This window comes from Bradyrhizobium sp. LMTR 3 (assembly GCF_001693485.1).
Classification (GTDB): Bacteria; Pseudomonadota; Alphaproteobacteria; order Rhizobiales; family Xanthobacteraceae; genus Bradyrhizobium.
The window spans coordinates 172682-187213 of the sequence record NZ_MAXC01000055.1; the positions used below are offsets into that span (position 1 = coordinate 172682).

Sequence of the window (14532 nt, forward strand, 5' to 3'; positions counted from 1 at the left end):
GCTTTCCTTATTCGGCAGCTTGTGTGACGGATGAAATCTGCGGGCCACGCTCGACGTCATGGAGCAGTCCACCCCTGCGGGTATAGACGGCCCAAGTGATCGCGACGCAGATCACGTAGAAGATGAAGAACCCCACAGCGCGCCCTCGACGCCGCCCGTGAGATCGATCGAGGTCCCGTAGGACTTCGGGATGAAGAAGGCGCCGAAGGCTGCGATCGCCGAGGTGAAGCCGGTGATGGCGGCCGATTCCTTTTCGGCCTGGCGCTGACGGGTCAGCGCATCGGCGGTCGGCATCAGCCGGTCCATTTCCTTGCGCATGATGTTCGGTATCATCTGGAAGGTCGATGCATTGCCGACGCCCGTTGCGAAGAACAGGACGAGGAACATCGCAAAGAAGCCCCAGAATGCGCCCGGCTGGTCCTTGATGCCAATGAAGTAGAGAATGCCGAGCACACCGAGCATCATCAGGATGAAGACCCAGAAGGTGACGCGCGCCCCGCCCCACTTGTCGGAGATCCACCCCGTCGCCGAGCGTGACAGCGCACCGACGAGTGGACCGAGGAAGACGAACGGAAGCGCATCGACCGCCGGGAACTGGGTCTTGGCGAGCAGCGGGAAGCCGGCGGAATAGCCGATGAAGGAGCCGAACGTCCCCGTATACAGCCAGCACATGATCCAGTTGTGCTTGCGCTGGAAGATTACCGCCTGGTCGGCGAACGAGGCTTTGGCGGAAGCGATGTCGTTCATGCCGAACCATGCTGCGAACGCGCTGGCGACGATGAACGGCACCCAGATGAAGCCGGCATTCTGCAGCCATAGCGATGATGTCTGCGTACCGCTGGTGACAGTAGCCGGGTCGCCGCCAAACCAGCCGAACACGCCGACCGTGATGATGATCGGCACCACGAACTGCACCGTGGAGACACCGAGATTGCCGAGGCCGGCATTGAGCGCGAGCGCGTTGCCCTTCTCCGCCTTCGGGAAGAAGAACGAGATGTTGGCCATTGATGAGGCGAAATTGCCGCCGCCGAAGCCGCACAACAGCGCCAGCGCCAGAAACACCGGATACGGCGTCGACGGATTCTGCACGGCATAACCGATGCCCACCGCCGGGATTAGCAGCGACCAGGTCGCGAGCGTGGTCCAGAGTCTTCCGCCGAAGATCGGCACCATGAAGGAGTAGAAAATCCGCAGCACGGCGCCGGAGATGCCTGGCAGCGCCGCCAGCCAGAACAGCTCGGCGGTGGTGAACTTGAAGCCAACCGAGGGCAGCTTTGCGACCACCACCGACCAGACCTGCCAGACCGCGAATGACAGCAACAGCGCCGGGATCGAAATCCAGAGATTGCGCCGCGCGATCGCTCGCCCGGTGGTTTCCCAGAAGGTCCTGTCTTCGGGACGCCAGTCGGTCAGCACCGCGCCGGACAGCGCGCCAACATGCTCGGGCTTGTGAATCGTTTCCATTTCGGGAAGTTCGGGAAGTTTCTTGAGCTCTTCGCCGACGACGCCGCGCTCCATCTGCCGGATCGCCATATGCATCCAGGCCAGAGAACCTGCAACCAGCAGGAACAGCAGCATGAAGCAACTGGTCCACAGACCGGTCAGGTCAACGAGCGCGCCGAACACGATCGGCAACACGAAACCGCCGAGGCCGCCGATCATGCCGACCAGGCCGCCGACGGCTCCAACGTTCTGCGGATAGTAGACCGGGATGTGCTTGTAGACGGCGGCCTTGCCCAGCGCCATGAAGAAGCCGAGCACGAATACGATCACCGTGAACGGCACCAGTCCCATTTCCAGATGGAAGGCGACAGTGCCGTTGACCGTCTTTACCAGGTAATCGGTCGGCGGATAGGACAGCACGAAGGTCGTGGCGACGCCGACCAGGAAGGTCCAGTACATTACGCGCCGCGCGCCGTAGCGATCGGAGAGATGGCCGCCATAGGCGCGGAACACGCTGGCGGGCAGAGAGAACATCGCAGCCACCATGCCAGCGGTCTTGATATCGACGCCGTAGACCTTGATCAGATATTGCGGCAGCCACAATGCCAGCGCGACGAAGGCGCCGAACACGAAGAAGTAATAGAGCGCGAAACGCCAGACCTGGATGTTCTTGAGCGGCTCGAGCTCCAGCCATGCGCTTTTCGGCTTCTCATGTTTCTCACGCCGGGCACGAACGACCGGGTCCTCTTCCGAGCAGAACCAGAACACCAGGCCCATCAGACCGATGGAGAGCGCCCAGACCTGCGCGACGGTCTGCCAGCCATAGGCCACCAGCACGAACGGCGCGATGAACTTGGTGACGGCCGCGCCGACATTGCCGGCGCCGAAGATGCCGAGCGCGGTGCCCTGCTTGCCTGCAGGATAAAAGCGCGAGACATATGCCACGCCAACAGCAAACGATCCGCCGGCGATGCCGACGAAGAAGGCCGCCACCAGGAACTCGGGATACGTACTTGCCCAGGTCAGAAGATAGGTTGCGACCGCTGCGGCCAGCATGACGACGGTGTAGACTCGCCGCCCGCCATATTGATCGGTCCAGATGCCGAGTAAGAGCCGGATCAGCGATCCGCTGAGGATAGGCGTGCCGACCAGAAGGCCGAACTGGGTGTCATTCAGCCCCAGCTCCTGCTTGATGCGGATACCGATGATCGAGAAGATCGTCCAGACCGCGAAGCATATCGTGAAGGCAATGGTCGAAAGCCAGAGTGCCCGGCCCTGATGCGCTGTGGTTGTTGCGTCCATAATAGTCCCCTCGCCGGCTCGTGTGCTGAGGGTAGGAATCGACCGGAATGCCGAACCGATACTTGCGCTGGGTCAAAGATTAATGCGATTGCGCAACTTTCATTGTCGCGGGAAAGCTCCTGATCTTCGCGAATACCGGTTGATCCATGTCAATGCGGACGCGCCGAAATGGATGAATGGTTTACCTAGATGATGTCCGACAAAGATGTCCCGCATCATCATTCGGCGATCTCGCCGTTTTCTCCTAAGACTGCCTCGCCAGCGCCTGTTACGACCAGGCGTTGCGGGGCACTTTTATGTCAGTGGCAGGCAGGAGCGTGCTGCAGGGAACGCTGGCGTTTGTGCTGGTCGCGGCAATTCACGTCATGGCGCTCCAATCCGGCATTCCGGTGCCGGAGGTTCTGGCGTTCTTCTCGCTCGTAGTCGTGATCGTCAGCCTGATCCTCGTCAAGCGCTCCTTCAGCACGGCTGCAGCGCTGAAGCGGCAAACCAAGCCCGCTTGCGTTGGATCAAATGGCGAATTCGGCCGACCGCTAGATTGTGCCTCGAAATAGGAGAGCACCGTGGCGATCAAAGACATTCTGCTGACACTGACGAGTTATCCGGATCCAACTCCGGTCTCAGTAACCGAGGAGGCAGTCTCGGTTGCGGCTGCACTTGGTGCTCACCTGGCCGCCGTCGCCTGCGAGGTGCATGTCGAAGTGCCAGGACATTTCCTCTCCGGTTCGATTGCCAATATCCCCGCGATTCTTGCCGGCGAAGCCGAGAAGAGCCGGAAGAGCGCCAAGGACATTCTGGCTGCTTTCGATGCCGCCGCGAACAAAGCCGGCATCCTCCACGAGACCTATGTCGAGAAATGCCCGACTTTCGCGGTGCCGGATCTGCTGGTGGACTACGCGCGGCTTCGCGACCTCACCATCGTGCCGGTGCCGGAAAGCTATGACCAGTGGTACGCCGAGGCCGTGATATTCGGATCGGGCCGGCCGACCCTCGTTGTACCTGAGAGCCCCCGCCCGCGCCCATTCGAACTCGGCACTATCGCCATCGCCTGGGATTTCAGCCGCGCGGCAGCCAGGGCCGTTTCGGATGCGCTTCCGCTGCTCGAAAAAGCGAAGAAAGTGCGCATCGTCACCGTCACCAATGAGAAGAAGCTGGACTCCAAGCATTCCGCCGAGGAGTTGGCGAAAAACCTGGCGCGCCATGGCATCGACGTCGTGCTGGACAAGATTGATGCCAACGGGAAGCGAATTGGAGAGGTGCTTGAAGCTTACGCCGTCTCCCACAAGGTCGATGTCCTCGTCATGGGGGCTTATGGACACTCCCGATGGCGCGAATTCGTCCTCGGTGGCGCAACCAAGAGCCTGCTGTCGAAGCCGCCGCTTCCGATTTTGTTTTCGCATTGACGGTCGGTTTTGGCGCACCGTGGAGTTCCGATGGCCGAAGACTCCAGGAGGGATGACTCCCGCCCGCCACTGAAAGTGCGCCGGGTCAACCTCGACACCGGACGCGAGAACGTGGTGGTGATTTCACGCCACTCGAGAGCATTGCAGCCGGACGTATTTCGCGGCTTCAGTCGGGTCGAACTACAGAGCGGTTCGAAGGTCCTGCTCGCCACGCTGTTGATCACGGACGACGGATTGGTCAGCGCCGATGAAATCGGGCTTTCCGAGCCGGCGTTCCGGCGCTTTGCCGAGCCAGTGGGCCGCCTCGTCACCGTCAGCCCCGCGACCCCGCCCGAAAGTCTCGACGCAGTTCGCGGCAAGATTCAGGGCAGAACGCTGAAGCCCTCCGAAATCGACGCCATCATCAACGACCTGACGCATTACCGCTACTCCGATATGGAGATCGCAGCGTTCCTGATCGGCGCCGCAAGCTTCATGACCAGCGGCGAGCTGCTCGCTCTGGTTCGGGCGATGGCGATGGCAGGCACCCAGCTGAAATGGCCAAGTCCCATGGTCGTCGACAAGCATTGCATCGGCGGCATTCCCGGAAACCGCACTTCCATGATCGTCGTCCCAATCGTCGCGGCGCATGGCCTCATTATTCCCAAGACCTCCTCTCGGGCGATCACCTCGCCGGCCGGCACTGCCGACACCATGGAGGTACTGGCCCGGGTCGACGTGTCGGTTGACGAGATGAAGGAAATCGTCGCCGCGTGCCGCGGTTGCCTGGTCTGGGGCGGGCACGTCAATCTCTCGCCTGCCGACGACATTCTGATTTCCGTCGAACGTCCACTCTGCCTCGACACAAGCGAACAGATGGTCGCATCGATCATGTCTAAGAAACTCGCGGCCGGTTCGACCAATCTGCTGATCGACCTGCCAGTCGGCCCGACCGCAAAGCTTGCCAATGCCGCCGAGGCGATGCGGCTGCGCAAGCTGTTTGAGTTCGTCGGCGATCACTTCGGTATTGCCGTCGAGGTAATCACGACCGATGGCCGCCAGCCGATCGGCAACGGCATCGGTCCAGTGCTCGAGGCGGCCGACGTCACGGCGGTGCTGAGCAACGAGCCGAATGCACCCACGGACCTGCGTGAAAAGTCCCTAAGATTGGCGGCGCATCTGCTCGAGTATGATCCGCAGTTGCGAGGTGGCGCAGGCTACACACGCGCCCGCGAACTGCTCGACCGCGGCGCGGCGATGAAGAAAATGCAGGAGATCATTGACGCGCAAGGCCCCTCGGCCTGCCGCAAAGATATCGGAAAACTCGTCTTCGATGTCTGCGCCGCCGATGACGGCGCCATATCCGAGATCGATTGCCTGCAGTTGAACCGTCTTGCGCGAACCGCTGGCGCGCCGATCGACAAGGGCGCGGGCATCAAGCTGTTCCGCAAGATCGGCGATCGCGTCGAGAAGGGCCAGCCGCTCTATCGAATTCACGCCTGTGACCAGGCTGAACTCGACCTTGCCATCGCGGCGGCAAAACGCAACAGCGGCTACCTCATCGGCGTGCGACACCCGGTATCGGCCGAGACTACACTGTGAGCGCGGTCGTGCTGCAAAGCTTGCCGTCGTCGACGCGCGACGCTACGAGGCTCGCAACGCGGCTCGGTGTGCCATCTCATGAGATCAGGACGCATTTCTTTCCCGACGGGGAAATGCGGGTGACAGTTGGACCGGCAGCTTCCACGACGATCATCTACGCCTCGCTCGACAGGCCAAACGATAAACTCATCGCGCTGATGTTCGCCGCCGAAGCGCTGCGACGCGAAGGCGCAAGGCGCCTCGTGCTGCTGGCGCCCTATCTATGCTACATGCGCCAGGACACCGCATTCCACGCGGGCGAGGCGATCAGCCAGAAGGTGATCGGTCCGCTGCTGGCGCGATGCGTGGATCGCATCATCACCGTGGACGCGCATCTGCACCGCACGCCTGATATCGGGGCTGTATTTCCGGGCATCCAGTCGGACAATCTCTCGGCCATGCCGGCAATATCGGACATACTGCGCAAAACTGGTCTCGATCCCGCAACCGTCGTAGCGGGACCGGATGCCGAATCGCGCCCCTGGGTCGGCGATCTCGCCGGCCGGCTCGGCCTGTCGCATACCGTTGCGCAAAAGAACCGCCGCGGCGACCGCATCGTCGCAATCGAATTTCAGAACCGGGCCGATATCGTCGGCCGGCCCGCATTGATCGTCGACGACATCGTTTCGTCGGGCGGCACCATGATTGCCTGCGCCAAAGCGTTGATCGCGGCTGGCGCGACGACGATCGATGCCGTCATGACGCACGCGCTGTTTCCCGAAGCGCTTTGCGGCGAGATGGCTTTATCGGGTATTCGCTCGATCCGTTCGACCTACAGCGTCCCCCATTCCACCAATGCCATTGTGCTCGACGAACTGTTCGTCGATGCGTTGAAGGACGAGATACCGGAGAACTTCCGATGAGCGTGACTATTCGGTTTTGCGGCGCATCACGCACCGTTACAGGCTCCTGCCATCTCTTCGAAACCCGGGCCGGGCGCTTCCTGGTCGATTGCGGCCTGTTTCAGGGACAAAAAACGCTGAAGGAACTGAACTACGGCGCCTTTCCGTTTCGGCCAGCCGGTATCGATGCAGTGCTGCTGACGCACGCCCATATCGATCACAGCGGGCTACTGCCCAAACTGGTGCGCAACGGCTTTGCCGGCCGTATCCTGGCAACGCGCGGCACCATCGATCTCTGCTCCTATATGTTGCCGGACGCCGGCAGCATTCAGGAATCCGAGGTCGCCGCGCTGAACCGGCGTAACGCTGCTCGCGGACGCGCGGAGGTTACGCCGATCTATACGCAGGCCGACGCGGTCGCTTCACTGCAATCGTTTATGGCGGTCGATTACGAAAAATGGATCGACGTGATTCCAGGCGTTCGCGCGCGGTACTGGAATGCGGGGCATCTGCTTGGTTCTGCCTCGATCGAGATCGAATGCACCGATGGTGATGGATCGGGAAGGCCCATGCGCATTCTCGCATCCGGCGATATCGGGCCGGACGCCAAACTGCTGCAACCTGACCCTGAAGCGCCTTCAGACTTCGACTACGTCATCTCGGAATCGACCTACGGCGACCGAGAGCGTCCGCCTACTTCGCCCGATGCGCGCCGGGCGCGCCTCGCCGAAGAGGTGAACGGCGCCGCGATGCGCAAGGGCGCGCTGCTGATTCCAGCGTTTGCAGTGGAACGCACCCAGGAACTTATCGTTGACCTAATCGATCTGATGGAGCGCGGCGAGATTCCGTCCGCCCCGATCTTTCTCGACTCCCCGCTGGCGATCCGCGCTACCGAGGTGTTCCGCAAGCACGCCGAAAGCCTCGATCCGGCTGTCGACGTGCGCCGGCTGCTCACTTTCGCGCAATTGCGATTCACGGAAACGGTCGAAGAGAGCAAGCGAATCGCGAAACTGGCCGGCTTTCATATTATCATTGCCGCCAGTGGTATGTGCGACGCCGGACGCATTCGGCATCACCTTCGAAACTGGTTGTGGAGCGCCAGAGCCACCGTGTTGCTGGTCGGCTTTCAGGCGCCGGGAACACTCGGCCGATTTCTCGCCGACGGCGCCAGGGCTGTGCGCATTCAGGGCAACGAGATCAAGGTCGCGGCGACCATCCGCACCATCGACGACTATTCCGGACATGCCGACGGATCGGAGCTCGTGCGATGGATCGCCGCTCGCCGTCCGATTCAGCGCGGGCTTTTTCTCGTCCATGGCGAAGAGCCGGCAATCACCGGCCTCGCCGCACGAGTCTCCGAGCGCATCATCCCGGCGGCGCGGGTGTTTCAGCCGTTGCTGGACGACGTCTACGAGCTGTCCGCCGCCACGCCAACGCCGCTCGACGCCGGCCGTCGCCGCCGGCTGGCGCCGGAGGCGGTGGTGAGGCTCGACTGGCACAACGAAATGTCAAAGCTCGTCCTGGACATCAACGACCGCATCGAGTCTGCCGCCGACGATCGCGCGAGAGGTGTCCTCATCCGACGGCTCCGCCGCGCTCTGGAGGAATAGCTCGAACGTCGGCCTGACGTTGCAACCGTCGTGATTTGAAGCTCCGGTTGGAAGCTCGAATCACGATATTGCACTGATCTCAACACCTGCCCGGAGGCTACTGTCTGGTCGCTATCGTAGACATGCGGCGGCCATGGCAAAATCAGCGCTACTGATCCTCAGCGGCCGATGCTCGACGACATCGCCGCTCTCAACGCCACGTCTCGTGGATCAAACGGCAATGTGGTGCCCATACGGTTGGTGACATAGGCATATCCGATTTCAGCTTCTGGATCGGCGAAACCAAAGGAGCCTCCCGCTCCAGGGTGTCCGAACGAGCCGGGATGACCGAAGGGCGAAGTTGGACTGGGCTTGCAGAAACCAAGCGAGAATTGGATCTCGGCTTTCATGCACTCATCGTAGAAGCCGCGTTCGGCCGGGATCGCCGGCGCCATCAAGAGCCGGAGAGTTTCTGGACATAATTGCAATTCTTGCCCTCCGGTCGCAAACACACTGTAGGCACGTGCAATCGCTCGCGCCGTTCCGACGCCACCGCCCGATGGCACCTCAAGGTTGCGCGAATAAATGCGCGTCTCATCATTGCATATTGCAGCGCCTGGGTTCGCTATGAGCGCCCGGTACATGTTCGAATGAGGATAGAGCGTCGCCAAGGTCAGCCGAATCGGGAAACCCCAGAGCATCTCAAGCGCGGTGGGACTTTCAATGGTGGCCAACCTGGAGTTTGGAATCTCCTTGGGCACGCGAATGTAGAAATCGAGCCCGAGCGGAGATGCTATCTCCTCTTGAAAAAATTGTCCGAGGCTGCGATTCCTCGGATCGATCCGGCGCAGTAATTCCCCTTGATAGAACCCGAGACTGATCGCGTGATAGGCTTGGCGCATACCAGGCTTCCAGGCAGGCGCTTGGCGGGCGAGAACGGGCCCCAAGCGATCAAGGTCGGCAACAAGGTCACGATCGACCGGCTCGTCGAAAGCAAACAGCCCAGCCTGGTGCGCCAAGAGCTGTCGAACAGTGATCGTTTCCTTGCCTCGCTGGGCAAATTCCGGCCAGTAGGTGCACACGCGTTCATCGTATTCGAGCCAGCCCCGGGAATGCGCGAGCGCAAGCGTCATCGCCGCGAGCCCCCTTGGTTGCGGAGTGCACAAGGACCATCGTGTCCTCCTGCCACGGCTCGCCGCTCGCTTTGTTGCGAATTCCGCCCCACAGGTCGACGACCTTCTCTCCGTGACGGTACACGCAACATGCGGCCCCCAGCTCGCTTCTATGGGAAAAATTCTCAACGAAAGCGTCCCGCACGGCATCAAAGCCCTTGCCTACGTGCCCGTGAATTTGGCTGTGTCGAGTATGTGCCATCGACATGACCTTCCAAGTCATCCGTGTCGTCACCAAGGACTTTTGCAAATCGAATCGGTTCGGGGTGGCCCTACATTGAATTGCGGTCCGGCTCGCGCCGAGACAGCGCTCGGTCGTGTCGCGGCGGGAGCTCCGGGCATGTCCGCTCGTTGGTCGCTACTTTGGTAGAAGCGGACATTGAGCAATCCCCATCCGTTCAAGCCGATTTTGTGAGTTCACGCCCTAGAAACGAACGTAATCGCCGGGCGCATCGGGCAGTGTCTCCCCCTCCGAAGCCTTCGTGCCCATGCGCGGCGGCCCAACAAGCTCGCCGGACCGCGCGGCCAACCACTTCGTCCATTCCGGCCACCACGATCCCTCAACCTCCGGGACGGTCTTCAGCCATTCGGCGGGACCGGTATAGGTCGCGTCCGCTGCCTTGGTCCTGATCCGATAGGCGTGGCCCTGTTCGCCGGGAGGTGCCACGATTCCCGCATTATGACCACCGCTGGTAAGCAGGAAGGTTATGTTGGCATCGGCCTGGTAGTGGATCTTGTAGACGGATTTCCATGGCGCGACGTGGTCCCGAACAGTGCCTACCACGAACATCGGCGTATGAATATCCGACAGCGAGATAGGCTTGCCCTCCACGAGGTATCGTCCGCCGGCAAGGTCGTTGTTGAGGAACAGCTTGCGCAGATACTCAGAATGCATCCGGTATGGCAGGCGGGTCGCATCGGCGTTCCAGGCCATCAGATCGCTCGGCGCCGCCCGCTCCCCCATCAGATAGTCGCGGGTAAGCCGCGACCAGATCAGGTCGTTGGAGCGCAGCAACTGGAATGCGCCAGCCATCTGCGTGGTGTCGAGCACGCCGCGTTCCCACATCATGTCTTCGAGGAAAGCGACCTGGCTTTCATTGATGAACAAGGTCAATTCGCCGGCCTCGGTGAAATCGGTCTGCGCGGCGAGCAGGCTGATCGACTTCAGCCGGTCGTCGCCGTCGCGCGCCATGGTCGCTGCCGTTATCGAGAGCAGCGTTCCGCCGAGACAATAGCCCAAGGCATGAACCTGGGGTCCGGGCACGATTTCACTGATAGCATCCAGCGCGGCTTCGACGCCGAGCTTTCGATAGTCGTCGAAGGCAACCTCGCGGTCTTCCGTACCCGGATTGCGCCACGAGATCATAAATGCGGTAAAGCCCTCGCCGGTGAGATACTTCACCAGCGAGTTCTGCGGCGACAGGTCGAGGATGTAATACTTCATGATCCAGGCCGGCACGATCAGGACCGGCTCCGGATGCACCTTCTCGGTGGCCGGATAATACTGGATCAGTTCGATCAGTTCGTTGCGGAACACCACCTTGCCGCGCGACGTGGCGACGGTGTCGCCGACAACGAAATCACCGGACTTGACAGGCCCCTGGCCGGCCGACACCAGGCGCATCCAGTCGCTCCAGAAATTCTGCCAGCCGCGTATGAAATTCCCGCCGCCGCTCTCGAACGATCTCCGAAGCACTTCCGGATTGGTCGCGGCGAAATTGGAAGGCGACATGACGTCCAACATCTGGCGGACCGAAAACTCGACGATCGCCTCGTTCTGCTTCGCCACCCCGCGCACGCCCGTGGTCGCGTTGTGCCACCATTGTTGGCTCAGCAGGAATGCCTGCGCCATCAGATTGAACGGCGGATGTTCCCACTGCCGCCCGCCGAAGCGCCTATCCTGCGCCTGCGGTCTCATCAGTGACCACGGTCCCTGTCCAGGCGAGTAAACGTGCAGTGCAGATGCGACAAGCCGGTTAGCATCGAGCAAAGCGTCCTGCGCAATCTCGATCTGTCGCTGTGGCGACGCAGCCAGATGCGACAGCCAGTCTATATAGGCCAGCAGTAATGCCAGCGGCGAGATACCGCCGCTGAGGCGCGCGAGCATCGCATGGAGGGCACGATCGGCATGATATGTCTCGGCGCTCGCGCCTGCCGCAGGCAGGTCGATCGGCGCGACTGGCTTCCGGTCATCGCCCTCGCTCGCAGCAATGGAAGGAAGAGGCAAGATGCCGACTTCCGCCGTCGGTTGGGGCAATTTCTGGTGCATGCTGTGGCCGATCAGTAGCGAACGCCGCTGATTAAGTTCGAAGTGGCCGCGATCATTCGCTCGCCATGCCTAAATAGCCGTTCGGAGTCGCGGCGGACAAAATCGAGCTGATGCTGACCGCATTCCTGGCACATCGCCTTGACGTCTTTCACGGAATGTGCGCCCGCCATTTTTGTGACGAATTCCGTGAAGAGATGCATTTCGGTCCGCACTCTCTCAAGCATCTCATCGCCGAGAAAGACCAATTCCTCAAACGTCATCTTCTGCGCACCGAGCAAGAACTCCAGTGCACCCTGATTTAGTTTGGTGGCTTCCGCCTCTCCATTGGTGTCCGATTGGTAAGAACCGGAAGCGGCCCGCTCAGACGGCTCTGTCATGACAATCTCCTATTTCTCCGCCGATACGATATCGACTGGCCAAGCCTGAACATTGAGATGCATCAAAACTGGCGGGCGCTTCAGCTCGGGCGCTATTGGCCAATAGCGTGACCATGAGCGCGGATCATGCTCCTAAGCTGCCGACTGGGTCGTCACGCCCTCGTAAATGTCCTCCTCTTGGGCTGTATGCATGCGCACTAGCGTTTCGATTGCCTCAACCACCCGCTGGGCATCGCGAATTAGATACCGGTCTACCCGCTCCAAGGGCAAGTCCTCCGCGATTCGAGCCAGCAGCCGCGCAAGATGCAGGATCTCGCGATGCGCGCGGCTCATGGCCGAGAGGCCATGGCGTTCGCGCAGCACCTCCGCAAGCTGAGGATAGACGCTGCCCTCATCGTCGCGCTCATGCACCACAACGCTGCCCTGAACCAGTCGATGAGCTTCTTCAATCAAGCTCGCTGCGTTCTCTGGCGGGGCATCGTCCAGCGCATCGACGATTGTGCGCAGCCTGTCGAGATGCCTGAATAGCGCTTGATGGTCATGATGCAGCGCCAGTCCCTGCTCTACGGTGATGCGCCGACCGCCCCTGCCGCCAGCCGGGGTGAGGGCCCGCAGCGCGTTCAGGATCACGGCAACGTCAATCACCTCTTGGACGATTGCGGCGGGTACTGGGGCGAGCCAGCCGACGGTGGCCGCCACCATGGCGGCCAACGACAAGCTCATGCCGACAATGATGCTCTGGAGGGCAATGCGCCGCGCCCGCTGCGCAATGGTGATTGCTTCACCGACTCGGTCCAGCCGGTCGGCCAGGATCACCACGTCGGCCGCCTCGGACGAGGCGCTGGCGCCGCGCGCGCCGAGCGCGACCCCGACGTCGGCCGCGGCCAGAGCCGGCGCGTCGTTGATGCCATCTCCCACCATGATGGTCGGATGCAGTCGCTGCTCACTGCGCACCGCCTCGACCTTGTCGGAAGGAACGCGGTCGGCCAGCACCGCATCGAGGTCGAGTGCGGCACCGATCGCCTGAGCCGCCGCGGCGCGATCGCCCGTGACCATTACCATTCGTGCGATGCCCGCATCGCGCAGCAGCCGGATCGCCCGAGGCGTATCGGACCGCAGTTCGTCAGCCAACAGCAGCGCGCCGATCGGACGGCCGTCCACGGCGACAAAGACGATCAGCGCCGAGCGCCACGAAGCGCGCCGGATCGCCCGGAGTTCCCACGGCGACAGTTCGCCGTCTGAGAGAAGCATCTCCCGCGAGCCCACGGTTACCTGACGACCGTCGATCAGGCCCCGCAAGCCAGCGCCCATGGTCTCTTTGACCTGCTCGGGCGCTTTCAGCTTGAGGCCGCGGTCGATGGCCGCGGCGACGACCGCCTTGGCAAGCACGTGGTGAGAGGCTTGCTCGAGTGACGCCCCAAGTGTCAGCACGTCCTCCGGACACTGCCCCGGTGCAACCTCGATCGAAAGTAGCCGCGCACCGCCCACCGTCAACGTACCGGTTTTGTCGAACAGCACAGTGTGTGCGCGGGCCAATGCCTCCAGCGCGCCTCCGCCCTTGGCCAGGATGCCGCGGCGAGCCGCTTGCGCCACGCCGGCGATGAAGGCGACGGGTGCGGCCAGAATCAGCGGACAGGGCGTCGCCGCCACCAGCACAGCGAGGCTGCGGGTAAGATCGCCCGAAACCAGCCATGCCAGGAAGGCGATGACGAGCGTCACGGGCAGAAAGATCAGCGCATAGCGGTCGGCCAGCCTTACGAAGGGGGCTTTCGAGGTTTGCGCTGCAGTCACCATGCGCACGATGCCAGCGTAGGTACTCTCGCCGGCGGGTGCGGTTACGGTCAACTCGAAAGTCTCTCCCGCATTCAGCGAGCCGGAAAGGACGGCGCTGCCGCGTGCTTTCGCGGCCGGAATCGGCTCACCCGTAACCGCTGATTCGTCGATGGTTGCTAACGCCGAATGAACAACACCGTCGACCGGCACGATTTCGCCGGCCCGCACCAGAAGCTCGTCACCGACCGAGACTGCCTCAACCGGAACCTGGTCGATCCGATCGCCGGTCCTGCGATGTGCTTGGCGCGGCGCGCGATCAACCAGCGAGCGCAGGTCGTGCTCCGCCCGTGCGATTGCGATATCCTCAAGGACATTGCCGCCGGCATACATCAGCGCGACCACAGCCCCGGCGAGCGGCTGGCCCAGCGCCAATGCCGCGCTCATCGACAAAAGCGCGATCGCATCCACTCCAAGGCGACCGGCCAGAAAGTCCCTGACGATCGAGGCTGCAAGTCCTCCAATCACGGGCGCCGTGCCGAGCGTCCATGCGAGATTGGCCAGATCAAGCCGGCCCGCGGCGCTCGCTGCAATACCCGCCGTCAATCCGGCAACCGCGATCGCAACCAGCATTCGTCGCAAGGTTCGCTCGAAGGGCATCGATCGCTTCCATCATTCGACAACCATAACTTTCCTCGAAAAGGGATCTTCGTTGCTTGAGCAAAATCATGGCACGCTCAACTGC

General features: G+C 61.8%; 10 protein-coding genes and 1 pseudogene. 5 read left to right on the forward strand and 6 right to left on the reverse strand.

Features of this window, described 5'->3' with window-relative positions; translation table 11 throughout:
• Positions 1–7: 7 nt before the first annotated feature.
• A pseudogene (locus tag LMTR3_RS35010) lies at positions 8–2745 on the reverse strand (nitrate/nitrite transporter).
• 296 nt (positions 2746–3041) lie between these two features.
• Between LMTR3_RS35010 and LMTR3_RS35015 the strand changes: the two are divergent.
• From LMTR3_RS35015 to LMTR3_RS35035, 5 genes are read left to right on the forward strand one after another with little or no spacing between them, the layout of a single operon-like run.
• Positions 3042–3299, forward strand: a complete 258-nt coding sequence (locus tag LMTR3_RS35015; protein ID WP_065749499.1) for a hypothetical protein — start codon at positions 3042–3044, stop codon at positions 3297–3299.
• A 9-nt stretch (positions 3300–3308) separates the two neighbouring features.
• Positions 3309–4148 (forward strand): universal stress protein, encoded by an 840-nt coding sequence (locus tag LMTR3_RS35020; RefSeq protein WP_065749500.1) that lies wholly within the window; start codon positions 3309–3311, stop codon positions 4146–4148.
• A gap of 30 nt (positions 4149–4178) precedes the next feature.
• Positions 4179–5729 carry a thymidine phosphorylase family protein gene (locus LMTR3_RS35025; protein WP_065749501.1) on the forward strand — a complete coding sequence of 517 codons (1551 nt, stop codon included), beginning with the start codon at positions 4179–4181 and terminating at the stop codon, positions 5727–5729.
• A complete protein-coding gene (locus LMTR3_RS35030) occupies positions 5726–6631 on the forward strand; it encodes a ribose-phosphate diphosphokinase (RefSeq protein ID WP_065749502.1) in 906 nt (301 codons plus the stop codon). The genes LMTR3_RS35025 and LMTR3_RS35030 overlap by 4 nt, the downstream gene beginning before the upstream one ends.
• Positions 6628–8220, forward strand: a complete 1593-nt coding sequence (locus LMTR3_RS35035) for an MBL fold metallo-hydrolase RNA specificity domain-containing protein (RefSeq protein ID WP_065749503.1) — start codon at positions 6628–6630, stop codon at positions 8218–8220. The genes LMTR3_RS35030 and LMTR3_RS35035 overlap by 4 nt, the downstream gene beginning before the upstream one ends.
• A gap of 158 nt (positions 8221–8378) precedes the next feature.
• On the opposite strand, the gene LMTR3_RS35040 is transcribed toward LMTR3_RS35035, so the two are convergent.
• The 5 genes from LMTR3_RS35040 to LMTR3_RS35055 form a co-directional block, all read right to left on the reverse strand.
• Positions 8379–9332: a serine hydrolase domain-containing protein gene (locus tag LMTR3_RS35040; RefSeq protein ID WP_210184749.1), complete on the reverse strand. Its 954-nt coding sequence runs from the start codon at positions 9330–9332 to the stop codon at positions 8379–8381.
• On the reverse strand, positions 9286–9594 hold the full coding sequence (locus LMTR3_RS40480; protein WP_210184750.1) for a serine hydrolase: 309 nt from the start codon (positions 9592–9594) through the stop codon (positions 9286–9288). The genes LMTR3_RS35040 and LMTR3_RS40480 overlap by 47 nt, the downstream gene beginning before the upstream one ends.
• 201 nt (positions 9595–9795) lie before the next feature.
• Positions 9796–11640 (reverse strand): alpha/beta fold hydrolase, encoded by a 1845-nt coding sequence (locus tag LMTR3_RS35045; protein WP_084029990.1) that lies wholly within the window; start codon positions 11638–11640, stop codon positions 9796–9798.
• An 11-nt stretch (positions 11641–11651) separates the two neighbouring features.
• Complete coding sequence (locus LMTR3_RS35050; RefSeq protein WP_065749504.1) at positions 11652–12017, reverse strand: hypothetical protein; 366 nt, start codon at positions 12015–12017, stop codon at positions 11652–11654.
• Positions 12018–12149: 132 nt separating this feature from the next.
• Entirely contained in the window at positions 12150–14447 is a 2298-nt protein-coding gene (locus tag LMTR3_RS35055) for a heavy metal translocating P-type ATPase (RefSeq protein WP_065749505.1), read from the reverse strand.
• Between the last annotated feature and the right edge of the window lie 85 nt (positions 14448–14532).